Raw genomic sequence first — 23,468 nt, forward strand, 5'->3', positions numbered from 1 at the left:
CTACAAAAGAGAGGTAACTCCTATGAAATATAATCTAATTTTCAATTACATTATACTTTTAACTACTATTTCAATTGGTTCAGCTCATGCCTGGACTTGCCCTAGTGAAAATAAAGGATATGTAGGTTCAATTCATTACTCCAATTCATCCTATGCACCAACTTTCACTTTAGCAGGACACTCAACAAATTGGATGCAATTATCACCAGGCTATGGTCTTAATAGTGATTATGGACGAGCATTATTCACTATGCTACTTACAGCCAAATCCTCAGGAATTCAAATTGAAATACAATGTAATAATGGTATAGTTAATGAATTATATTTATCGGATTTTGATAGTTAGCTAATATAAAAAACACAAAATGTAATTTTATTTTTTAATATCATATTCTCAATTTATTTCAATGATCTTTATTATGATAAGATAAGGCGTTTATCTTAAAATTAACGCCTTATTGTTTTTCTAATTTAGCATTCAAAACAACCCTATCAATATGAAATAATATCACTTCATTTCCATAAGTAGATTCAAGAAAGCATCGTATGTACTTTGGTGTTGTCAATATAAAAAAATCAAATGTCGCATTTTTCAGCTTCGCTCTCACAGGGCCTACTTCAGCAATTGAGTGCAGTCGTCTTCTGAAAACGACATTATTTTGTACATGATTTAATGAAAAAAACAAAAAAATTGAGTACACTCTATAAAGTGTGTAATTTTCAAAAAAGGTTGTACGCATGAAAAAGAGTTACGGTGGAGTCCTTGAAACAGCACAGCGAGCAGAAAAAATGCTCCAAGGAATGAGTAACCATATAGAACAACAGCGCATTGAATTTAATCAAACAGAATATTATCAAACATTCACAAAGAATACTGTGGCCAAAATGCCTATGCTAAATCGACGTTCCGTAGACCTGGCTGTCACTGAAATGGAAAAACAAGGATATGTGTTCGGGAAGCGCCAAACAGGTTCAACAATGCAATACGCATTAACGCTTCAAAATGTCATCGATGTATATAAACACCGTCAAATACCTACCTATCGGGATAAATGGAAAGAAGCCTTTACTATATTCGTAGTGAATCTGAAAGGTGGTGTATCCAAAACCGTGTCGACAGTTACTCTTGCTCATGGATTACGGGCGCATCCGACTTTAATTCATAACGATCTGCGTATTCTTGTTATAGATATGGATCCTCAGGCTTCCAGCACAATGTTCCTCAGCCACCACAATAGCATTGGCTCTATATTAGAAACAGCCGCACAGGCAATGCTGAACAACGTTAGCCGAGAACAATTAATTAAACAATTTATCAGGCCAACAATGATGCCTGGTGTGGATGTGATTCCTGCATCAATTGATGATGCCTTTGTCGCAAGCGAATGGATCCAGTTGGTACAGGAGTATCTGCCCGGAATGGCTCCTTCTGAAGTCCTCCGCAAGACAGTGATTGACCGTTTATCGCATGATTATGATTTTATTCTTATTGACACGGGTCCTCACTTGGATGCATTCATGCTAAATGCGATTGCCGCCAGTAATATATTGCTAACTCCTACGCCACCGGCACAGGTCGACTTTCATTCCACAATGAAGTACTTGACTCGTCTGCCAGAAATGATTGAGCGGATTGAAAATGAAGGTATTGAATTACATTTGCGTGGCAATATTGGATTTATGTCAAAAATGGGGAATAAATACGACCACCTGACGTCACAGAGTTATGCACGAGAAGTATTTACCTCTTCAATGTTGGATGCTGCTCTACCAAGACTGGATGGTTTTGAACGTTGTGGGGAATCTTTCGATACAGTTATCAGTGCTAATCCAGCATCTTATCCTGGCAGCTCAGAAGCGCTGCGTAACGCAAAAAATCAGGCCGACATTTTCGTTCGAGCTGTTTTCGACAGAATTGAATATATCAGGAATCAACCGTGAATAAATCTATCCAACGAATTGGCAGAACAATGGGCAATTCTCCGTTAAGCAATATGATTTCAAATCAGGAAATTGAGAGCCGCACATTTACTTTGAGTTCAGGAAAAAAGGTGATTTTTACTCGCCAGCACATTCAGGCTGAACATATCAAAAATAAAACATTTGTCGATCCGACAATTAACGGCCGTGATCAAAGTATACTAACGAAAGAATCGCTTCAGGATATTCTCAGGACAATTCATTTACAGCAATTTTTCCCCGCAATTGGTCGGAAAATCGGAGAAAAAATTGAAATCCTTGACGGTTCCCGTCGTCGCGCGGCTTGTTTGCTAAAAAATGTCGGGTTTGATGTATTGGTGACAGCTGAAGAAATTAACATCACAGACGCGCGACAGCTCGCAGCTGATCTCCAAACAGCCAAAGAACATAATCTGCGCGAGCTGGGGAAACGCTACCAGTTAATGGAGAAAAGTGGAATGAACCGCAAAGAGATAGCCAAAGCAGAAGGCGTTTCCGCGGCAAAAGTAACTCGCGCTTTTCAAGCTGTAGCTGTACCGGATGAAATGATCGCTTTTTTTCCTGTAGTATCGGATTTAACGCTACCCGATTACAAATTTCTGCTTGAAATGGCAGAAGACATTGATCGCCGTAAAATCCCGCTCAATGAGATATTAGAAGAAATTCGAATAAAAATTTTAGAAACACCAATAGAAGAGGGTCCTTCTGACGTAGCGAAAGACGCGGTAATGGGTGTATTCAAGAGCGTCAAGCTTTCCCGTAAGCCACAGCCTGTAGCAAAAGCTGAAGTAATAACACCTTTGAGCGTCTTTGACGATAAACGCATTTATGCTCGTCGTAAGGAGAATACCAAAAACAGAACGCTCATTTATGAGTTCGCTCGCCTTGATAAAAAATTGCAATTGCGTATTGAGCAATCCATGCAAGAAATTTTTGCTGAATATAATAACGAAAAGAAATAACTATTCGTTGTTACTCGCTTTGCAGATTCTATGGCATGACTGGCAGCACATGAAATGGATCTGAGCAATACGTTCTTGATATTAATTTAAAAAAGAAGCTAATCATGACATTCGAACTACAGATTTACACTTCACTGCTTACCGATGTAAAAGAACGGATTCGTAGAGGTCAGATTAAAGCTGCTCAAGCCGTTAATGCTGAATTGCTTCAGATGTATTGGGATATTGGACATATGCTCCATGAACGCCAAAAACAGCAGGGGTGGGGGGCAGGGATCATCCCGAAGTTGGCACGAGATATTATTAATGAATTGCCAGAAATCAAAGGCTTTTCAGAACGAAATCTAAAACGGATGTTACGTTTTTACCGAGAATATTCCTTGTCATCAGAAATAGAAATGGCTGCTAATCGAGCAATTGTGCCACAACCTGTGGCACAATTGCCTTGGGGACACAACATCTTACTGATTGAGAAGATAAAGGATCAAACTGAGCGATTCTGGTACGCTGAACAAGTGTTGATACAGGGTTGGAGCCGTGAATCTTTACTTCAGATGATCAAAAATAACGCCTATGCACGGCAAGGATCTGTTGTTAGTAATTTCAAGAATCGGTTACCTGTATCTCAATCTGAATTAGTACAACAAACCCTGAAAGACCCCTATGTCTTTGATTTTCTGACCTTGTCAGAACCTTTCAAAGAACGTGAACTGGAAACAGAATTACTCAAACATCTTGAAAAATTCTTGCTTGAACTCGGTGAAGGATTTGCTTTTGTGGGACGGCAATATCCTATTACGGTAAGTGGACAAGATTACTATATTGACCTGCTTTTTTATCACCTGACTTTGAGAGCTTTCGTTGTAATTGAGTTAAAGCGAGGAGAATTCAAACCTGAGCATGCTGGTAAGATGAATTTTTACTGTTCTGTGGTTGATGAAAAATTAAGGCATCCCACTGATCAACCCACTATTGGCTTGATTTTGTGTCAAACTAAAGATCGGATACTGGCAGAGTATTCCTTACGTGGCATTCAAAAGCCTATTGGCGTTTCAGATTACGAACTAACCCGTACGCTGCCGGAAGACTTGAAATCTAGTTTACCAAGCATCGAAGAATTGGAAGCAGAACTTAGTCATAGTGATGAAAATTCGTAATGTACGTTACCATGTTAGCTATCGACGGATATATTAATCAGGGCCGGGTTATGGTTTTGTCACATTAATAGAGAAGGCTTTAAGACAAAAGTTCCTTTATGCTGTATGTGCTTTTCCACCTTCCACTTTCATTACGATGTAATCCTATACTTATAATTATTTTAGGATAAAGCAGTATATAGCTAAATCAGCATAACTTGACGCAGTTTAAATACATCATAAGCAGTGATACCTTGTCATTTTAATTCAGATGCTATGTCATATTATGTTGGTTCTGCTATACCGTCAAACTTGTTCCCATTCAGCATGTCAAAACTTTTAGTCATCATCAAAAATGAGCGTTGGTTATCTGTGAAATAACCTAGCGTCCGAGTCTCCATTAGCAAAATCAGCCGTAAACCCTCATCCATTGCGAAAGGGTCGTAAAAGGGGTGGAGAGTAGTCACAGATCCAGATGGGAATAAATGGTGTGTATGTGTCCATTTTAATCCCAATCTGGATGAAGCAGAGGTATTGTAAAGCTTATGGTTATACCAGCGTAAAAGGCCGAACTGTTATCTATTATTTCCATAGCACTCAAAAGACTGACCTATGATGAACCCGAAGCCTACCTGACCGGTTACATCATGGAATGTATCGTCGAACATTTCCAACGAATAACCCCACCCGGGATCCCCGTTTCCACCAAATCCCTGACGATAAATTCATAATTCTTTCCCCTTCAATAAGTAAAAATTCAGGGCGGTAAAAAAATAAACACTGAGTTATAGATAAATAACCAGTGTTTTTTTACACAGACTGGATAAATAATAATATAAATAAAAACAGGCTGTATAAAATTACAATGTTTATAGCACACTTTGGCACACCTGTTTGTACACAGTACACTTTGGTACAGATAAAGATGCATCTAATATGAATTTACAAAACCTTACAAAAAAAATAAGGCACACTTTGGCACAGCGACCAACGGGCAGCGGATAGCTGAAATAAATCAGATATATCTCACAGATAAAAATATAATTTTATGCTAGCAACCTATAAGATATATTATAGATACATGTTTCCGAAAAATAAAAAATATGAGACAAAAAGGCGAGTGAAAATCGTGCTGTAGTTACAATAAAACAATGAAAAATAAAAATAAAAATTACATAAATTTTACTAATGAATGCGATTGACAGTACCTATATCTATATATAGGGCACCCCTGCCGTTTCTGCCCAGTCCAAACCCCTCCCCCCTAAAATGTGCATAGCACACCTTTGGCACAACACGTTCTGAGATATCACGACTTGTCAAGCCCCCCAAAACCGCACGATTTGCACATTGTTCATAGCACACCGTTGGTACAGTCCGTCCAACGCGGTCGTGAAGTGTACATAGCACACCTTTGGCACACTTTTTGTGCATAGCACACTTTGGCACAGGCAAAATCGATAGTTTCATTAATATATTAATGACCATGATCCAAAATCGTGATCCAAGATTTGCCCCTTTTGATCCAAAAAACCCCCCTTTTTGATCCAACTTTCAAAGTGTGCCAAACTTCCCCACAATTTTCATAATTTGAGTGTACCAAAGTGAACCAAACTATATATATTATTGTATTTATTTATTATTTTTATAATACAAATATACATAAATAATACTAATAATAGAGTTTAGTACACCTTTGGTTCAATTCCTGATCCAAAGATCCAACTTTTAAAACAAGAGAGGTCTAGACTGACACAAACACCTACCCTCAGCAGGGTTATAAGTTTTGCTAATAATGTAAAGTTTTGTAAGCGAAATTATGGCACAGTCACGCGCATTTTTTTTTGTGGTGTGTGTAAATCTCAACGCCTCTCTTGTTCTGAAAAGTTGGATCTTTGGATCAAAGTGTCCGATTATTTTATGCTACGTTGAACTTAGCACAGTATAATAGTGATATATCAATGGACTATATCGACGTTAAATTTTTGAAATTGGTCAAATTTTAATCATCGCTTGATCCAAGTCGTTGGATCAAGTTGGATCAAATGGCCAAAATTTTGGATTACGAGCATATTAGCCTGCCTTTATCGTGTTCACACTAGGTTATTTGGCATAATCGGCGGCAGCTATGGGTTATGACAGGACTAAACATTTAACATAGTGTACAATTATTTATTTATCAGTATCTTATAAGCCATATTAGGATAACTGATATTAGATATTTGGTTTATTTCACTATTTAATGTTGTATAAGTTTATCTTATTCATTTATATCAATTATTTATAGGGGGCCTTTCGTTATGACATCTTATAAACCCTCATTGACGGTCATGTTTTATGCTTCGGGGCGTATGTATACATTCCGTCTCTTGCGTTATGCGTCACAGGAGGCGTTCTCGCGGGTTTTCTGGCCGAAGGTTCCCAAGTAAGCCTGATACAAATAAAACGCTCTACGCGCTTTCTACGGCGTTTTAGACCCCTGCGTGTGTATTAGGGGTCACACGAATAACTCCTAGAAATAATTGATTCAAGACTTTTTTGAGTTTCTTACTAGAACTGCCTGTACGTAGTTCAATGTAATAATCAACAGTCAGCTCCTTCTTCCTCAGTAGAAAAAATCACTCCGCATCAGAAAATCATGGTTAAAAACGTTTCAGGTCGATTGTGAGCGCTTTTCATCGCCCCCCTCATTTAGAAAATATATCAGTGAGGTTTCTAGATAATGTCGTCATGAAATTCTCAACCAAAGAACGAGACAACGAATTTGCACTGCGGCAAGAAACGACGCACTATTTTTTGCATAGCGCGTGGCTATACCACGCCAGCGTTTAAGGTGGAGAAAAGCATTCTCAACCAAATGGCGAAGCCGGTAGAGCTCACGATCATATTCTCGGGTGATTTTCCGATTTTTTCGGCTGGGGATCTGGACTTGCATGCCTTGCTGTTCAGCTTTTTCTACAATGGCATTGCTATCATACCCCCTATGCGCCAAAAGATACTCTGCATCGAGCCCTTCAATTAAGTGCTCAGCTTGTGAACAATCCGCTGTGGTACCGCTTGTAATAATAATTCTGACTGGCATACCATGCGCATCCACGGCCAAATGTATCTTGGTATTGAGCCCCCTTTTGTGATCCCCATATCCTGATTACCTCCTTGAGCGCCTGCCGCATCGGGATGAACCTTAATATGGCTGGCATCAATCAGTAACCACTCGAAATCAGGGTCATTAACCAATTGTTCAAGCAGTTTTTCCCATATCCCTTTATCTCTCCAACGGCAAAAACGGCGGTGAGTATTTTTCCAGTCACCATAATCAGTATGCAGATCTCGCCAAGGTGCTCCTGTCCGTAAAATCCAAAATACGCCATTGATAAAACGCCGATTATCTTCAGCTACACGTCCCCAAGCCCCTTTACGTCCTGGCAAATGAGGTTCAAGTAGATCCCAGGCGCGATCTGAAATATCGTGGCGGCGGTGTGCGGGTGTACTCATGATTAATCAACTTTTGTGATGGAATAATGGGGCATTATTATTGCACGAAATTACTCATGACGACATCGCCTAGTACTACAGCCGTAATTGGTCTGTAAACACAAGATTATCACGACGATGATAATGACATTGTTGTGCACGGTACTGATATCATCGCCGCCAGTCTGACTAAGATAAAATCTGTTCGACGGTTTCGCTTGTCTTTTTCATTAGCTTTGACAATAGATTACGCAATTCCGACACGCTCAGCGCTATCAGTCCCACCGGCGTTTTTTTCTCCTGTATCCGCAAAACAGCCGGCACCGCATGGGCCAATAACGACAGCGTAATATGCCGGTACCAACTCTGCCACTGCCGTACTTCGTAGTGATCTAGCCCACTCTCGCCTTCTATCTCCTCAAAACCGCTCTCAATTTCCCAACGATGTCCGGCCGCCTGAACCAGTGCCTTGAGGTCAGCCTGGTCTCTGTGGGTATACATCACATATAGCTGAATCATAATAATTAGACATATTTCACATGTTCTATAAACAACTAGTCAATTGAACACCTTTCTCTCTTGTCTTCTTATTAATCGCTTTGGCCTTGGCCCATTTGGGTTCGATGGAATTCAAATCCGGGTTGTAAAGGGATTTGAGGGCCAACGGAACGAAAACGTACGCTAAGAGGATATATTATTGTTTATATTTAAATTCAATGTACTCATTTCTCCCTTCAGAATATCCTCCGGTAGCGTGAACGTATAATGCCCCAGCATATTGATATGCCCGTGCACCAGTGGGGATAACCGGGCTATATCCTCATCCCCAGTTTCTTCTCCATTACTGCGCATCCAGCTCAGTGCTTCTTGCATATAAAGCGTGTTCCACAGTACCATCGCGCTGCCCGTAGCAGATCGCCTGCGCCAGTCCTGATGGCCGCGAGCTTTTCAGCAGAGAATGAATGAGTTCTGAAGCATGAATGGTACCCAGCTTCAGCGAATCGGCGGTTCGCATCATCTCATCGCACTGATTCTCCGCCTTCGACAGATCTGTACATCCCCTGGCCAGCTCATCCAGTGCACCGTAGTTTGTCAATTTATCCGCCGGCCAGAATACAGCCTTTCCGGCATCAGCCAGCCGGGGGGAAATTGATATCCCAGCAGCCAGAACAGGCCAAAGATAATGTCGCTGGTACCGGCCGTATCCGTTATAATCTCGACCGGATTTAGCCCTGTCTGCTGCTCCAGAAATCCTTCCAGCACGAAAATTGAGTCACGAAGTATGCCGGGGATGACAATACCCTAAAATACATTGCGTTACTGAAGTGGCGTATTTGCACCACTTTTCTACTCAGCTTTATCAACAGGTCATTTCGGGGGGGAGGCTGATCTCAAAAGGAAAATGGCTGTTAGTAGCAAGCCCATGCTTGCTTATAATGCTGGTAATCTATCAATTAAAATGTTTTTGTTATTATATAGACATCTTAATGACGAGAATGAAAATAACTCAAAAAATAAATAATCTTTGCTTTTAAGTATAGGTGGATGCTTATTTTTCTATCTAATGATATTGTGATTAAGGAAAAGGAAATAAGTAATAAATATGAGAATCCGAAAATACAAAGCGTAATGAATGGGCTATTTTTACTATAAAATATTGTTATTAGATAGAGGAATAATGTAATAATGCTGGCTACGATTATTGTTTGCAGATCCCAGCAAAATAACTCACTAACCCATTGATTGTAAATATCTTTTGATTTAATTTCTTGCTCATATTTTTCGTTTAAAGATTTAATCTCTTGTTCATATTCATGGTTTAAATATTTGATTTCCAGCTCACACTCACCGTTTAAAGATCTAATCTTTTTCTCATATTCATTTCTTAAGGATTTATTTTCTTTTTCAATATCGTCTCTTAAGTGTTTTATTTCTCTTTCATAGGCATTTCTTAAGAGTTTATTTTCCTTTTGTGATAGTTTACTTAATAAGTAAATAGTATTTTTTTCTGTATTCATAGTTGCTTATTTTTATGGGCGTTAATGTTCTTATCGCCCATTGTTAATGGTAATTATCAGGCTATTTTTATTTGTATTCTTTCATAGGGTGAGCTTTCATTCTCCCCTGAGAAATGCGTGTTTATTCTTTCTATAAACGTATTTTTAAATTTAAACTCATGCGTTATGTTGTTATCCACACACTGGACTATTTTTAATTCTAAACGCTCATTTTTATCAACGCATTGAATGGTAAAGGTGATGATCTACCTACATTCTTTTCTAAAATTATTTTTTCTATGTGATTTAAGTCATAAATACCTTTTGATAACTCAAGGCAGTTTATCTGTATTTTATCTTCGTGGGCATCATTATTTGAACGATTTTTAGATAGCAATCCTTGAACTGTCCCTGTAATTTCCATATAAGTGGTATACTGCATCGTATTTCCTCCTTAGTGTTAATGACTCCCAAGTTAACCATTTTATTTAAAAATAGGCAATAAAAACCTAATGCAATAATAGAGTTTCTGTAAATTTACATAATGAATCATCTGAGAAAAAAGGAATGTAAAGTACGCTAGTCCTTCTGGTTAAATTAAGCCAAACCACATTCTAATCCCTCTAACTATTCCCAAAGTATACACAAGGGAACGTGATTTGCTCATTGAGCGTACTCACTCAGGCATTATGCGGGCTAAAGCAGCAGAAAAACGCTTTGGTCGTCCCCTTGTACTGAATGAGAAGCAAAAAAATAGTGATCGAGCGTTTAAAAACAGGTAATAGCGTTAGTGCAATCGCTCGTGAATTTAATACGACAAGACAGACGATCCTGAGAGTGAGAACTGCAAATTCTGAACTGCAAGAAAACAAATAAAGGTCGTTCTAGACTGGAACCAATGGATGATAACTGTATATAGAACTTATGTACGGAATTTAGAAAGGAGACGGGTTTCCCGTCTCTTACTAGATTTACTAATCTTGATAATCAAAAGAAATTTGGTAAATGTGTTTATCCAATTCAATTGGATGATCAAAATTAGATTGTAAAATAGGAACCCACGATTCTAAGACATCAAATACGCCATTATTCAGTGTATCGTTTAATGGCAAGCCACAACTTTCAATGATGGAATTATCATATCCCAGATCCTTTGAATATTCTTCTCCAATAAACTCTTCATTTATTTTATTGTACCAAGTCAAATTTAGTTTAATTCCCATGATTTTTCTCCATTAAAGATATTTTTTAATATTTCTAGCTGGGTCTGCTGGTTTTAATTGATTACCCGTTTTTGGGTCAAAAGAACCAAGATGTTGTCCGTCACTAGCTCGATAACCTTCCAACTCTCCATGCTGAGAATCCCATTCATAGATTTTACGTCCTTTATCTCCAATCCATCTAGCTCGTTTTCCACCGCCTCCCTGTTTTGGCGTTTTTGCAGGACCCTTTCGTAATTCTCCCAATCCCTTAATATCTTCAGTTTTAGGTGCAGGGTGATATTTGTGCCCACTATCCATGACACCCTTACGCTGTTTCTCTTTTTCTTGCTCAACCTTCTGTTCTTTATTTTTTTCTTATCTTCCGCTTTATTACGGGCTTCTAATACAGGAGCTAGTTCTTTTTTAGTTTGTTCTATTTTATGATGAACATCCTGTAGCTCCCCTGCAAGAGTAAAATAACCTGCTATAAACCCAAAACTTTGTAATCCATTAAGACCTTTTGGCTTTATTCTTTGTGCAACATTATAAAGATCCTGCGTTTCTGGGTGCTTTAATGCGGCATCGATTAATTCTTTAGAATTAATAATTATCTCAAGATCCCAAACACCTATTCTTTTCGAAAAATCAGCATGTTTTTCTTGTTTATTACGCTGAGATATCAATGGGTTTTTCACTGGATCAATCAAAGCCAAACCTTCTGGAGTACTCAAAAGCTGATTCAGATTTTTTTGTTTTTCCTGATATGATCTATCAATATTTGTAAATTCTTCCTGAGCTTCACCGAGTTCTAGTTCCGCTGCCAATAAAGGGTGAGAAGCTAACCACTCCCTCTCTATTTTTTTGCTTCTTCCAGTTGTGCTTTTTCCTCAGCCACAGTCGGGATCTTGGAGACAGAAATGTAGATAGGCTCATGCTTACCATCAAAATCAAGAATGACATGATGAGTATCGACAATTACTGCTGATGAGAATACTTTAACCTCTGGTGTCGTATTAGCTTTAACTTGATTTTTTTGGGGTGAAGATACTGTGTTATCCACACTAATTTGCATGGGTTTCATCCTGGCAACAACCTGAGCAGAATAAACATTAGACTGATTGGTTTTCTCTGCTTTTACAACACGAACTTTAGTTCGGTTTTTTGTAATAGCCATATGGCGTTGTTGTGTTTCTAAATTAATAACAGGCTCAGATAACACTTTTGTAATAACTGTGCTTTGCTGACTAATTTGTTCTCGCGGAACAGAAGTAACCTGTTCCACAGGTAGCGCTGAAATGTGATAAATTTCACTGCTTCCTCTGATTTTTGCCGCTGCTCTGGCTTCTTCGATTGACTTTCTTTCAAATTCCTCGGATGCAGTACTACTAGGCCATAATGCACTCATACCAATACCCACAGGGCTAACACGAAATAGACTTCCCGCTTTTGACAGGCCTGATGTTATATTCGTAGCCAAACGTGCGGCGTAGGGTTTAGCCTTATCTATATAATTTTCAATGTGCATTAAAGCTGGATCAAAAAAACCAGTATTGATTGTTACATTCAAAGTATTATTGATAGGGAAAGCCATCGCCGGATAACCAAGCCTAATCATACTGAGAGTAGCTATAGCATATTTTTGGTCTGAGTTAGCAGACCCGCCCCCATTTCCAGGATAATCTTTGCCATCACGATCGTCATATAGGTTATCATTAGGATCAAGACGTGGATCAGGGTCAGGTCTGACTATAATTTTATCTTCATATACCATCCCAGCTTTACTCCCTATGTAATTTTCTGACATATGTACCTCATGTTTTATTTATATTTACTCTATAATTCATAAAGTTAAATAAATTCCGAGTGACACAAATATAATCAAACATGGAATAAAAAAGAATCAACTGGCTTTGTATCAACTATCTCACAAGGAGAATTTAGTTTTAATTGGTTAATTATAATTAGATAAGGTTTACCCACTTATAGCACTGAGGAAAAGAGATGTTGATGTCATTATGCATAAACGTATATGGCACTAAGAACACAGAAAAAGCAGGTATCTTGTACATAACGTATAGAGATAAAGTAATGACGATGGTATGTACAAAGAGACCATAAAAATAGTAGTTTTATCCTCTCTTTGTTATTGCAAGTTTAAAATGGAATTTTTCGCTGTGTACTGATCTTGTGGGTGAAAGTCCCACCGTAGAAGGTTAGCCAGATCACTAGGTAGCGAGTCTTGCGTGTCCGGCGGTAACAAAGGAGACGAAGCGTAGACAGCGAAATATTCGAGCCGGAATCAAATGATGAACGTGATAGCTCCGAAATACATCTGATCGTGTGTGCCAATAGCTAGCCCAGCTAGCAGGCAACAGTTACTGGATGGTCATGCTGGCTAATATTCATACAGAAACACACACCGGAGCCGCAGGCGTCAGCGAGTTTGTAGAGAACAGTATAGAACCCAGGAGATCCTGATATTTCTCAATGGAGTGAGTATTTCTGGCGCAAGTGCAAAACACAAGGCCGAAGAAATTAGTATCAGAAAGTCGGAGTCAATCATAGTAGTGATGAAGCGGGTAATGGCCGTGGAGCAAAGGACTGGCAGACAGATCGAACGTAAGAGGGCAACAATGACCGTACACAGCAACGACGGAATTTCATGGTTAACGAAACTTGAGCATATAGGCGAGAAATCAGCAGGTAATAAGCAACAAGCGTTTAATAGTTTAGGACATTTGTTGAACTGTGACATGCTGAAAGGGCAATTGTAGAATGGAAAGTAAGTAACATAAGGGGGAGCTGCATTGAGAATTAAACCATACTATTCAAATGATATGGGGAATACTGGCTTTCAGCTTATCTTTATATAGTGTTAGCGTGTCCGTTCAGCCCCCCTCTTTCGGACAAATAATGCAGAGGTGACAAAATTTTGGACGGTTCCGGCTTACAACCCCTGTACTGACTGATAAGCAAAAAATAGTGGCCGAGCGTTTGAGAACAGGAAATAGCGTTAGCGCAACAGCTCGTGAATTTAATACGACAAGGCAGACGATCTCTATGCAATGTTACAGTCCCGTGTGGTAGCCAGAAGTGAAAATGCCAAACGACTACAGAATATGATGTTGGTCATGCACATTTACCAGGAATTCACTGAGCTATGGCCCAATGCGTAATGATTCATTCACATGACTTTTCACCGCTTGCGGTAAGGGGCGACTGATGAAAAAGGATAAACCACGATGAGTGTTGTGATCTACGACGCCCAAGAAAATTGTTTGTATGCGGATTCCCTTTGCGTTGATAATTATCATCGCATGACGATTCAAAAAATTTTCACTTACAATCTGAATGGTACAAATGACACTTCCCCCAATGCGCGTGAAATGACATTTCACGCGCATTGGGGGGGGTTGGTGATCCCTAAATCGGGTATGCCCTTATTCATGCCTATATGTGTGGTGGAATGAATTTTTGTGAACAATCCCGCAAAGAATTGCTGGCACATTTACGCGATACTGATGATGCGAATACAGGAAACATATTAATTATTCCTGATAAATCCGTTTGCAGTCAGCCTGAGTTAATTTATCAAGTTGAATATCTAAACTTTGGCCTGTTGAGCTGACCCGTGCATAACCTATCTTTGCCATAATTTATCATCGCTCTAAAGACATTTGATTTTTTATCATAGTCTTTTTGCGACCATATTTTATGGGCTATTAAAAATAATTTGCACTTTTTGATAGACTGTTGAACATCAAGTAATACATTCAAAATCCCCTTTTCCTTATCATATCGTGATTAAGAAGGACAATATCTACTCAACAAACGATGAACCACAAAGACAAAACGTATCGAAGCGGATAAAAACGTTGAGTACCGTTGATTATCTTCGGAATTTTAATTTAATGTGTTTTCCCTGGCTAAATAAAAACAGTAATACTTGAAAATAAAAGAGATAAGATTTTGATAATTATAAAAATATGTTTTTCTACATATGTGTTAATGTTAAGTATTATTACTCAGTCTTACAGAGTAAAAATTACTCATATTACATATAAAAAATATATTTATGAGGGAATCTGCAAGATCCTCTACAAAATAGATCATTAAAGATGATGCAGTTTGTATTGCAGTCAAAGTGATGATAAAAAAACACTTATACTATGTTTATCAATTATGGGGATAAAGTTGACTATCATAACTGCCAGGGCGCGAGCATACTTTGATTGATATCTATCCAAAGAACACTTGTGCACGATAATCATCACTCCAGCCTGCTTTTTTGAGTTTATTTCTTTGGTTGGGAGCACCACAGTCACATTGTTTTACCATATTCAATACGATGCGTCGGAATAACGCTAAATTTTCAATGGCTCCATCCAGAACAATACGTGAATAATCCTCTTTAAAAACCACATCAAGGATATAATGCAGGCTATTCTCAATCCGCCAATGCTGGCGAATGTAGTGTCCTAATAACTTATGTCGGGGAGGCAATGAACTGATATAGTAGGACGTCTCTACTGTGCCTTTGCCGTTTTCTGACCGATGCCGTTCGACCGCAATGATACTGCGAATGGTTGGCCATTTTTCTGCCATTTCAGGTGTAAATTGAGGTTTGAGCTGGAACACATAGCGCTCTTCCCGACGTCCATGCGCTTCTTGCTTAACTTCAGTGACAATCTGTTCTTTACCTGCATCAAACACCGATTGAAATTGTGACTGGACAGCAGCCCATAACTTAGGCTGATTTTTCTTCACCTGAACAACCGCATACGCTTTCTTTTCACTGATTTTTTCCAGTGTTTCACGCTGACAATGCAGGGCATCCAGTGTCACAATACTGCCCTTCAGATTGAGGATATCCAGCATTTGACGAACAACCTGGATTTCACCGTTTTTTGTAGCGGTGGCTTTCTGGCTCAACACTAATCCTCGTTCGGTGTCATACGCCGTGACCAGCTGGATAGCATTTTTCTTTTCATTCCGGTAGGCCCGCCTCAGGACTTTGCCATCAAAGGCGATGACGGGTTTACCGCCCAGTTCACGCTGTTCATTAACCCAATTCAGTAACGCTTCCAGTAAAGAATCCAACTCGATAGCCCGCAGTATTCTTGCAATGGTATGTCGACAGGGTATTCCATGGGAAAAAGTCCGGTATTCCTTTAACCACTTAATTTTGGCTTGGCCATAAGTCACAATGTCTTGCCAGCCTTCAGCTCCCGCCATAATGGCACTGACAACGAGGAAAATAATATCAACCAGATCGTATTGGCGATTAATAGCAGAGCGGGTTTCTTTCACAACGGATAAGTGTTCAATCAGAGTCATAGGTCAGCAATGAGAAGGAAAATAAATCTCATTAGATCATGTCATTTGCCTTCATTCAAGAAATGCTAAAAAAGTATGCTCGCACCCTGTCATAACTGCAATATTGGAGAAAAATTATATATAACACTTTATAGTTAAGATGGGGGTTGGACAAGTGAATTATTAGAGAATAAAGTTCACGATGTCCAAATAAATTGATTTATTCAGTAAGAAATTCTATGTATTTATTAAAATACAGTATATCAATTTGCCATTCATGAAAATGTAAAATTAATTTTTCTTATACCCTGAATCTTATCCTTTTCATGATGAATATATTTTTTAGATATATGCAAATGGCTATTTTTCTAACGTGAAAGACATTGACCCCCTGAAAAAACTTTCGGGTATATAGTTAGCTATGTTATTTTCATAACAATAATCAACTAAATCTCTCTTACATTTTATCCCTGTTTTTTGATATATATTTTGAATATGATTGGCGATTGTTCTTTGGGATAAAAATAACCTCTCAGCAATTTCTTTAGTGGGAAGCCCCTGCAGAATATAAAACACTATTTCCCACTCTCTTTTACTAAAAAATTCTGATGGTGGTGTAAAAACTAATGAGGTTTGCACATTTATTTTGTCTAGCCTTTCAAGTGTTATCGTATCTACAGGTCTTCCATGAAAAATGGTTCCTCGGCATACCCCATTTTCATCCATTAATGGATACTTATCACAATACCACGGTTGAAGGTAGGGAAGGTTGTCAAAAGCATGAATTTCAATAGAGGTCACTCTATCTACTAATTTTTCAACTCTCCTGTCCTGTCTTTGAAATTCATCCTGAAAATTTGACGTGCATGACGGAATTTCACCATCAAAACGACCCTCTATATTATATCCTTTAGGTAGACAAAGTAATTCATTATGTTTTTTATTGGCATAGATAAATCGTGAAGTGTGATCTTTCGCACCCCAGGCATCATTACTATTTTCCCAAAATTTAATTAGCGGTGTAATTAAACTTTCTATTGATCTATTCATACGTTACCTTTTGAATGTCTTCCTGATTAAAAGTTTATTCCCACGTTTATAATTTATATAAGAAACAATACTTCCCCTCTTTGTAGAGTCACGTTATCAGATTAAAAGTTTAATTGAAAACACTCAATACTAAAATAAATAAGAGGTGGTGGAATAATTATGTGATTTTTTAATCTGAATGAGGTGTAATTTTTGATGACTAACAATTCGATTATAGGCTAAAGAGAAAATGGCTATATACCTTTTCATAATAGTGAGAGTATCAGCATGCGGTGTTCCTTACCCCGCGTGTCACGCGGGGTAAGGAGTACTCCTATCATTTTGAAAAGCTATTTAGCAGTTCACTGCTGTCTGGTCAATCAATGTCTGGGCTGACTCGGGTACTATGGTCTCGAGCGGTGTTATCTTCAAGCCAGATTCAGTGATACTTTGGGTGAATGAGTCCCGGGATATCACAGCTTCAATAGCCGCGAACGGGTCATTGCCGATTTGTCGGGCTTCGATCAGTACCTGACCAATTTGGCCCAACAGGCGCACTTTGAAATTGATGGTTTTACCGGAAGCCTGAAACTGTTGCTGATGCTTTTTCCTTGCGTCATTAAACATTTTACCCATAATCCGGTCATGCAGATCGATGATCTCATCAATCACTGTGGCTATACTCTCAATGGTGAGCGCTACCAGTGTGGCATAGCGACGTCGGGGTTCGAATTTATCAGGTCTGCGGGTCTCATCTGAGTACCCTCCCGGGCGATTTTAAGCAGCCGGTTTTGATGAACCCTCAACTCAATCCCGGAAGGTAGATTGAGAGCCTGCCATACTTTAAGACATTCGATATGCTCCAGCATGTGTCGGGAATTCGGTTTCACGGGGGATTGGCGCAACCAGGCCAACCAGGTCATATTGCTATTTTCACGGCGCCTAAGCAATCCCTCAAGATTGGATGACGAACAGTAGATAAGAAAAAAATTATTTATTTATCTGATGAGTAAAAAAGTCAGATGCTAATACAGATCTATTCATAATACATGTGAAATGTTGACATAGAAAAATTACAGCAATGGCAAAGGGATCACTGCCAATTTTTCTCCACGCCAACCCAAGGAAGCGCAAAAGTGTTCCTTTATGAGGCTTCCGAGATTCTTATATCAATTCTAAATTGGACAGGATGGCCTGTTGAACCTTTAATGCTGAGTTTAATATGGCCGAGGAAGTTGATCCCGCGATATGAGGTGTTAACAAGGCTTCATCAAAAGCCCTCATTGGAGTAGAAAAGTGTTCTCCTTCATTTTCGAAAGTATCCAGAGCAACACCGGAGATCCAGCCTGGATTTTGGTGCATGAATGACGCTAGGGCCTTTTCATCGATCAAACCACCGCGTGCCATATTAAGTAGGTAGGCTCCTTTTTTAAAATGAGGAAGAGTGACACTATTAATCAGATGATGCGTCTCAGTAGTCAGCGGAAGATGTAACGAAATTATATCGTTATCAATAAGTAATGCGTTAATATTACTGGCTCGAATAACACCCATAGCCTCCGCTTTTTTATCAGTGAATCGTGAGCTGCCTAGTATTGTTACCTGGGGAGTAAAGGGTTTTAATAAATGTAATAGCGCTTGAGAAATTGCACCACTGCCAATCAACCCTATTTTGACATCATTCAATGAGCATGAAGGTGGTCGCATTGTTTTCGTCCAACTGCCAGTGTACATTTGTCGTTGATGCCAGTCCGTTCGATGTAATAGTGCTAACATTTGTAATAAGGTGAATTCGGCAACAGCGGCTGCATTTGAACCAGGAGTGTTAATCACCTCTATTTTAAGTGATGCGGCTGCCTGAATATCGATGTGATTTAACCCAACTCCCGCTTGGCCAATGACTTGTAACGGAGTAATAAGTTCTTTTCCAACTAAATCGCACAATAAATTTTTCCTGATAGGAATGTTTTTCCTCAATTTTATAGCATGAAATCCACCAAAACGTTTAGCTACTGAGAATATTTGTTGTGCATCTTGAGTATTAATATTAACTCGTTCAAAGTGATAGCTGTGATTCTGAATATTTATCTGAACATCGTCAGGCATATTAATCACTAATTCAATATCAGGAAAGAGATAGCCATTTATTTCCTTTTCGAATAGCGTTCCGGGAAGCGTATCTAACAAGAAAATTTTCTTTTTCATACATTATATCCTGTCAGGCCAATGGCAGTATTTCTCCACCAAATTCGTTTAACAGCTCACAGGTTACTTTCACCAGAGACTCGTTTGATGTAGGTTTGTCGAAAAGCACAGGACAATCCTCAATACCAATTCTAACCGTACTAATTTTAGGATTTTCTACTGCGAATTTTAACCAGTGCCGCCGAAGTATTTCTAAATTTGGTGTATTTGGTCGCAAAATAGCGCCCATAACGATATCTCCATAATACCCTGTTTTTTTTATTATTCTTTCAGCCTTATTAACCAACGTTTCCATTTCATTCCAGGACCATCCGCTCAATGAAGATGTAAATTCAGGTAAAATAATGATTCTTATAGGCGTTCTCAGTAGTTGTTCATTTTGAATTTTTTCAATTATATCAATACTATCAGAAGTTGTGATCTCTATTTCTTGTTTTACTTTCAACTCCTTTAGTTTTTGAGTGAGCTGATCATAAAATAAGTGTGTAACTGCAGGGGATTGAGCTGAAGTTACATGGCCAATATCAGTGCTATCATCATACATTCTGACTTCCGTTGCGGTAAATCCTGTTACAAAATCGGGTAACAGAGAGGCATCGGATTCAAGACAAGCCAGGCGTGCAGTCTCGGCGAAAGCCAGCAGTCTGTATTCATCACTATACCCAGCTATTCTTAGCTTTTTTTCCTTTTGAATGATTTGATCCGTGACTTGGCCCGAGCGGCTGGTTGCAAGACAAATAGAGGCATCATGAAAATATTGACGGAAGCTGGACATGTAATTTCTGTACCATAATCTATCCGCAACATGTTCGCCATTTGAGCCTATAGAATGAACATGAAATTGACGAACACCCAATGCGTAGCAGGCTTTGGTATCTCGTAAAGCCTCTTCCACAGAACAAGGAAAATCAGGTAGTGCCTGAGAATTAAGAATATTAGGCTTTTTCCCCCATTTAGAACCATTCATTGCAACTGATAATTTAAGCGACTTCATGAAACCTCCTGATTAAAATCATCAATGGGTATTTATAATAAAAAAATAATGGAAATAGGGGTTATTAGCACCGAAATTAATTTGATAATCAAATAACGCCCCATGGTAGTATTGATAAAACACCTGCATAATAAACAGAACAACTTCTTTTCTGTGATGATAGTGAGAATTCTTTCACAATTACAACGGGCAAAATGAGCTTAATAATTTCTGCGTCAAGGATATGAATCTTGCAGTCACATCATTATTCATGATTTTCAGCTAGTGTATATCATCGAATAATCAGTATTAGCAGATTCTAAAAAACCACTATAGAAATTAAAAAATGCTTTAGATGAGATAAATGATTTATCTTCTTTTGTAATTAATAATACTAATTTGTAAGGAATCAGATTCCTTTCTTTCCATGAAACTTCTTTATCGAGTGTTTTCCATGGAATAATTAGATCTTTTGTAGAAATATACTCTGGTGCTGTATGTGATGTTCCATGTATGGCTCGCCACACAAGATTTTTAGCTAAAATGATCTCATGAGAAATCCAACAAAGTTGATTAAATATTGACAACTTGTCACTTTCTTCATAACTTGCAGCAAGTTTTACAAGTGTATCATTATTTGGTCTTGACCAGCCTGACATCTGCCACATGAGAGCATCGTCAGTACGCGCAGCCGCATACGCGATATGTTTAATATAATTTCTGAAGTAGATATCAGTTTGGTATTTTTGTGCAATTTCATTATCGGACAATGTTGTAAAAGCTCCAGCACCAATTAATTCACTGTGTAGTCCACTGAGTAAAATGGATCTTGTCCAAGGGATAGCTCTGATAGCATCAGGTCGAGATTCGAATTCAACAATATTATAAATACGACTTGGCGGTCTGGTTCCTTTTGCTGTACCTCTGACAATATCAAAACGGGCAATATTTTTCAGAAATTCAGATATTGATGGAGAGCTAAAAAAATTACTTTGGTAGCGATCAACTACTTTCTGCCATGTTTTTTGTGCAATTTTCAGTTCTGTAAAGGGCTCCTGATTTTCACTTCTAATGTGCATGGTATATATTTCGCTGAAGAAATTTACTGCCTGATGCTTGCTTAACAGATGCGTTCTCATTTCTGCACATCCTGCTAACATAAAACGAGTTTCCTCATCGTTATTAGCCCCATATTCATTGAATATTTCTTTGAAGTTTCCATTGCAACGGGCATGTTCACCTCCAACAATGACATGTCTTACCAATTTAATATCATATTTTTTAGCAAGTAATGCATGTTCTCTTGCAAGCGACATATTGAGCTTGTGCATTCCTTTACCACCTTGTTTACCCGTGTCACTGGGTCCAAAAGTAATAAATTGAGTGTCATTTAGAGATGAAAGATGGGCGCGATAGAGTTTGTTAGAATAAAGTTTTTCTATTTTAGAAATAAGAGAAAGTGCCCCCTGACTATCTTCAGGTTGAATTGCAATATTAATATTTTTTAAATTTTTTTCTGTTTTTGATAAAAAAAGAAGCTCGAATATACTTGAAACACAACTGACCTCGGCAATACCATGAGTTTTCATCATATCAGGATACTTTGCCATAAGCGAAAATCTGCCTAGAACATTTCTAGCATCGTACATTCTTATATAATCGTCATCGATATCCATTAACGAAATATAATCTTTTTCTTTGTATTTTTCTTTTTTATACTCAAAGTCATTATTTGTATGAGATAAATAATTTATTTTTAATCTATCGGGGGGGTTTTCTTGGTTTTTAGAAATGAAAAAACTTAAAATTTCTATACGTTCGTCTTCATTCAAATCTGAATATCTTTTTTTATCAGGAAAATTTTTGTTTATTAAAGAGCAAGGGATTATTTCATTAACAACCGAACTTAACATTGTTTCGTTATCTCGAAATTCAATCTCCATATAAAAAAACCAAAAGTTCTTACTTTCATTATTAAAACTTCAATTGGTAATGTGTTTTTAAAGTTATTTTTCAAATTTTGTAAGTCAGTTATGAGTTCTTCTGGTACATTATAACCGATAGGAGTTGAGTTTAATTTTTCTAAAATAGAATTTAATCCATCATAAGGATAGATTGTTTCTTCATGAAAAATAGAATTAAGCTCTTCTTTGTAACGCGAAATAATTCTATTGCGTAAGGAATTAATTAAATTTTCAGTATCACTGTTTTTTTCAAAAGGTCTTCCATCTTTATCCCCATATAGCCAGGTGTATGGTGTAATCCAATGTTGTTCAAGCGGTATATTTAATACTTTATAAGTTTCCTCTAGTGCATCATAAAGTTGATCTACATAAAAAATTTGGATATCAATGTCACCATCTTTTTTTGCATACCAGATTGCATCAATTAGATCGCTAATTGATGCAATAATACATGCTTCATCAATGTTAGAATTTGATATTTCTAATAAGTCAGATAAGGCTTTAAGGGCTTTAATGATAGGGAATTTTATTTGCTCTGTCTCTTTGCAAAGTAGGCCGATATGAATATTTACTCTTTCTACCTTGTAAACATCAACTCGTGATTTTTTTTGTTTATAGATTTCTGCTGTGCGAGTAAGTCTGATAGAAAGATTAACTAAGAGTTGTTTTAGCAACATAATATTCCAAAAAGAAACTTGATAAGTTTCATCATTTGATGAAATAAACTTATTATAGAAATCCTTAGCTATTTTTTTGTTAATAATGTCTATATAACTTACACTTTCGATATCATTAAGTAGATAATCAGGTAATCCAAGTTTATTATCTAAATTTAAAATAAGTAGAACTTTTGACCATAAATGAGAAAATAGTTTCTTTGCTGTAACAATGCTTTTAGCTGACTCAGTTTCATCCATTTCAAATAAACTTAAAAAATCTCCATGACTGTCGGTAATCATATTCAACACCTTTCAACACCTTTCAACACTAAGCGGATGGAACGCTATATTAATAATGTAATCATATTGATGAAAATGAATCTTGGTTTATCCATCCAAAAAATGGATGCTTTTACTATCATGAGGATATTTAAAAATATAATTTATTTTTCTTTTGTAAAAATAAATTACAAACCACATAACGGAGTCCGTTACAAGATTTTAAATAATTTTCTTTTTGACTTCATTTCAATAAATATGTTATCGATAAAATCGTTTTTTTATCGCGAACTGCATGATACATATTCAATAT

Annotated in this window: 18 protein-coding genes and 5 pseudogenes; 7 read left to right on the forward strand and 16 right to left on the reverse strand. The window is 37.8% G+C overall.

Annotation, left to right across the window (positions count from 1 at the left end):
* The 4 genes from AACX68_RS17760 to AACX68_RS17775 form a co-directional block, all read left to right on the forward strand.
* Window positions 1-346: hypothetical protein (locus tag AACX68_RS17760; RefSeq protein WP_228860008.1), on the forward strand; the 346-nt coding region annotated here is incomplete at its 5' end.
* Window positions 347-738: 392 nt separating this feature from the next.
* On the forward strand, window positions 739-1,941 hold the full coding sequence (locus AACX68_RS17765) for an AAA family ATPase (RefSeq protein ID WP_228860009.1): 1,203 nt from the start codon (window positions 739-741) through the stop codon (window positions 1,939-1,941).
* On the forward strand, window positions 1,938-2,921 hold the full coding sequence (locus tag AACX68_RS17770; RefSeq protein ID WP_228860010.1) for a ParB/RepB/Spo0J family partition protein: 984 nt from the start codon (window positions 1,938-1,940) through the stop codon (window positions 2,919-2,921). The genes AACX68_RS17765 and AACX68_RS17770 overlap by 4 nt, the downstream gene beginning before the upstream one ends.
* Before the next feature lie 104 nt (window positions 2,922-3,025).
* Window positions 3,026-4,078: a PDDEXK nuclease domain-containing protein gene (locus tag AACX68_RS17775; protein WP_228860011.1), complete on the forward strand. Its 1,053-nt coding sequence runs from the start codon at window positions 3,026-3,028 to the stop codon at window positions 4,076-4,078.
* 2,707 nt (window positions 4,079-6,785) lie between these two features.
* Here AACX68_RS17775 and AACX68_RS17780 read toward each other — a convergent pair.
* From AACX68_RS17780 to AACX68_RS17800, 5 genes and pseudogenes are all read right to left on the reverse strand, one after another.
* Window positions 6,786-7,552, reverse strand: a protein-coding gene (locus AACX68_RS17780) for an IS5 family transposase (RefSeq protein WP_228860012.1) whose coding sequence is annotated in 2 segments (ribosomal slippage) — window positions 6,786-7,177 and window positions 7,177-7,552 — 768 coding nt in all. Because the reading frame shifts where the segments join, the coding sequence is not laid out codon by codon here.
* 226 nt (window positions 7,553-7,778) lie between these two features.
* A pseudogene (locus AACX68_RS17785) lies at window positions 7,779-8,005 on the reverse strand (IS701 family transposase); the annotation flags it as partial.
* A 207-nt stretch (window positions 8,006-8,212) separates the two neighbouring features.
* Window positions 8,213-8,833 (reverse strand): annotated as a pseudogene (locus tag AACX68_RS17790) (Tn3 family transposase); the annotation flags it as partial.
* 182 nt (window positions 8,834-9,015) lie between these two features.
* Window positions 9,016-9,549 carry an MICOS complex subunit MIC60 gene (locus AACX68_RS17795; RefSeq protein WP_228860013.1) on the reverse strand — a complete coding sequence of 178 codons (534 nt, stop codon included), beginning with the start codon at window positions 9,547-9,549 and terminating at the stop codon, window positions 9,016-9,018.
* 199 nt (window positions 9,550-9,748) lie between these two features.
* The gene (locus AACX68_RS17800; protein ID WP_228860014.1) at window positions 9,749-9,970 is read right to left on the reverse strand and encodes a hypothetical protein; all 222 of its coding nucleotides are present in this window, start codon (window positions 9,968-9,970) and stop codon (window positions 9,749-9,751) included.
* A 208-nt stretch (window positions 9,971-10,178) separates the two neighbouring features.
* On the opposite strand from AACX68_RS17800, the pseudogene AACX68_RS17805 reads away from it, so the two are divergent.
* Window positions 10,179-10,404: pseudogene (locus tag AACX68_RS17805) on the forward strand (helix-turn-helix domain-containing protein); the annotation flags it as partial.
* A 98-nt stretch (window positions 10,405-10,502) separates the two neighbouring features.
* Here AACX68_RS17805 and AACX68_RS17810 read toward each other — a convergent pair.
* The 3 genes from AACX68_RS17810 to AACX68_RS17820 form a co-directional block, all read right to left on the reverse strand.
* Complete coding sequence (locus AACX68_RS17810; protein WP_228860015.1) at window positions 10,503-10,751, reverse strand: colicin E3-like toxin immunity protein; 249 nt, start codon at window positions 10,749-10,751, stop codon at window positions 10,503-10,505.
* Between the two features lie 12 nt (window positions 10,752-10,763).
* Window positions 10,764-11,048 (reverse strand): colicin E3/pyocin S6 family cytotoxin, encoded by a 285-nt coding sequence (locus AACX68_RS17815; protein WP_445286298.1) that lies wholly within the window; start codon window positions 11,046-11,048, stop codon window positions 10,764-10,766.
* Window positions 11,049-11,583: 535 nt separating this feature from the next.
* Complete coding sequence (locus AACX68_RS17820) at window positions 11,584-12,534, reverse strand: colicin-like bacteriocin tRNase domain-containing protein (RefSeq protein ID WP_228860016.1); 951 nt, start codon at window positions 12,532-12,534, stop codon at window positions 11,584-11,586.
* An 829-nt stretch (window positions 12,535-13,363) separates the two neighbouring features.
* On the opposite strand from AACX68_RS17820, the pseudogene AACX68_RS17825 reads away from it, so the two are divergent.
* A pseudogene (locus AACX68_RS17825) lies at window positions 13,364-13,498 on the forward strand (group II intron reverse transcriptase/maturase); the annotation flags it as partial.
* 474 nt (window positions 13,499-13,972) lie between these two features.
* Entirely contained in the window at window positions 13,973-14,200 is a 228-nt protein-coding gene (locus AACX68_RS17830; RefSeq protein WP_228860018.1) for a hypothetical protein, read from the forward strand.
* Between the two features lie 78 nt (window positions 14,201-14,278).
* On the opposite strand, the gene AACX68_RS17835 is transcribed toward AACX68_RS17830, so the two are convergent.
* The 8 genes and pseudogenes from AACX68_RS17835 to AACX68_RS17870 all read right to left on the reverse strand — a co-directional run bounded on the left by AACX68_RS17835 (window position 14,279) and on the right by AACX68_RS17870 (window position 23,176).
* Window positions 14,279-14,383: a recombinase family protein gene (locus AACX68_RS17835; RefSeq protein ID WP_228860019.1), complete on the reverse strand. Its 105-nt coding sequence runs from the start codon at window positions 14,381-14,383 to the stop codon at window positions 14,279-14,281.
* Window positions 14,384-14,969: 586 nt separating this feature from the next.
* Window positions 14,970-16,067, reverse strand: a complete 1,098-nt coding sequence (locus AACX68_RS17840; RefSeq protein WP_228860020.1) for an ISAs1 family transposase — start codon at window positions 16,065-16,067, stop codon at window positions 14,970-14,972.
* 339 nt (window positions 16,068-16,406) lie between these two features.
* The gene (locus AACX68_RS17845; protein WP_228860021.1) at window positions 16,407-17,096 is read right to left on the reverse strand and encodes a helix-turn-helix transcriptional regulator; all 690 of its coding nucleotides are present in this window, start codon (window positions 17,094-17,096) and stop codon (window positions 16,407-16,409) included.
* 414 nt (window positions 17,097-17,510) lie between these two features.
* Window positions 17,511-18,034 (reverse strand): annotated as a pseudogene (locus tag AACX68_RS17850) (Tn3 family transposase); the annotation flags it as partial.
* 205 nt (window positions 18,035-18,239) lie between these two features.
* Entirely contained in the window at window positions 18,240-19,280 is a 1,041-nt protein-coding gene (locus AACX68_RS17855; RefSeq protein ID WP_228860022.1) for an NAD(P)-dependent oxidoreductase, read from the reverse strand.
* Between the two features lie 13 nt (window positions 19,281-19,293).
* On the reverse strand, window positions 19,294-20,274 hold the full coding sequence (locus AACX68_RS17860) for a 3-keto-5-aminohexanoate cleavage protein (RefSeq protein WP_228860023.1): 981 nt from the start codon (window positions 20,272-20,274) through the stop codon (window positions 19,294-19,296).
* Window positions 20,275-20,531: 257 nt separating this feature from the next.
* The gene (locus tag AACX68_RS17865; RefSeq protein WP_228860024.1) at window positions 20,532-22,196 is read right to left on the reverse strand and encodes a hypothetical protein; all 1,665 of its coding nucleotides are present in this window, start codon (window positions 22,194-22,196) and stop codon (window positions 20,532-20,534) included.
* Window positions 22,160-23,176 carry a hypothetical protein gene (locus tag AACX68_RS17870; RefSeq protein ID WP_228860025.1) on the reverse strand — a complete coding sequence of 339 codons (1,017 nt, stop codon included), beginning with the start codon at window positions 23,174-23,176 and terminating at the stop codon, window positions 22,160-22,162. The genes AACX68_RS17865 and AACX68_RS17870 overlap by 37 nt, the downstream gene beginning before the upstream one ends.
* Window positions 23,177-23,468: the final 292 nt, after the last annotated feature.

It is taken from the genome of Xenorhabdus sp. PB61.4, from assembly GCF_963894935.1.
Lineage (GTDB): Bacteria > Pseudomonadota > Gammaproteobacteria > Enterobacterales > Enterobacteriaceae > Xenorhabdus > Xenorhabdus stockiae.

Excerpts from the sequence above, each read along its gene's own strand:
- AACX68_RS17765 (WP_228860009.1), top strand. The coding sequence starts at position 739 with ATGAAAAAGAGTTACGGTGGAGTCCTTGAAACAGCACAGCGAGCAGAA.
- AACX68_RS17775 (WP_228860011.1), top strand. The coding sequence starts at position 3,026 with ATGACATTCGAACTACAGATTTACACTTCACTGCTTACCGATGTAAAA.
- AACX68_RS17795 (WP_228860013.1), bottom strand. The coding sequence starts at position 9,549 with ATGAATACAGAAAAAAATACTATTTACTTATTAAGTAAACTATCACAA.
- AACX68_RS17800 (WP_228860014.1), bottom strand. The coding sequence starts at position 9,970 with ATGCAGTATACCACTTATATGGAAATTACAGGGACAGTTCAAGGATTG.
- AACX68_RS17810 (WP_228860015.1), bottom strand. The coding sequence starts at position 10,751 with ATGGGAATTAAACTAAATTTGACTTGGTACAATAAAATAAATGAAGAG.
- AACX68_RS17815 (WP_445286298.1), bottom strand. The coding sequence starts at position 11,048 with ATGGATAGTGGGCACAAATATCACCCTGCACCTAAAACTGAAGATATT.
- AACX68_RS17820 (WP_228860016.1), bottom strand. The coding sequence starts at position 12,534 with ATGTCAGAAAATTACATAGGGAGTAAAGCTGGGATGGTATATGAAGAT.
- AACX68_RS17830 (WP_228860018.1), top strand. The coding sequence starts at position 13,973 with ATGAGTGTTGTGATCTACGACGCCCAAGAAAATTGTTTGTATGCGGAT.
- AACX68_RS17835 (WP_228860019.1), bottom strand. The coding sequence starts at position 14,383 with ATGGCAAAGATAGGTTATGCACGGGTCAGCTCAACAGGCCAAAGTTTA.
- AACX68_RS17840 (WP_228860020.1), bottom strand. The coding sequence starts at position 16,067 with ATGACTCTGATTGAACACTTATCCGTTGTGAAAGAAACCCGCTCTGCT.
- AACX68_RS17845 (WP_228860021.1), bottom strand. The coding sequence starts at position 17,096 with ATGAATAGATCAATAGAAAGTTTAATTACACCGCTAATTAAATTTTGG.
- AACX68_RS17855 (WP_228860022.1), bottom strand. The coding sequence starts at position 19,280 with ATGAAAAAGAAAATTTTCTTGTTAGATACGCTTCCCGGAACGCTATTC.
- AACX68_RS17860 (WP_228860023.1), bottom strand. The coding sequence starts at position 20,274 with ATGAAGTCGCTTAAATTATCAGTTGCAATGAATGGTTCTAAATGGGGG.
- AACX68_RS17865 (WP_228860024.1), bottom strand. The coding sequence starts at position 22,196 with ATGGAGATTGAATTTCGAGATAACGAAACAATGTTAAGTTCGGTTGTT.
- AACX68_RS17870 (WP_228860025.1), bottom strand. The coding sequence starts at position 23,176 with ATGATTACCGACAGTCATGGAGATTTTTTAAGTTTATTTGAAATGGAT.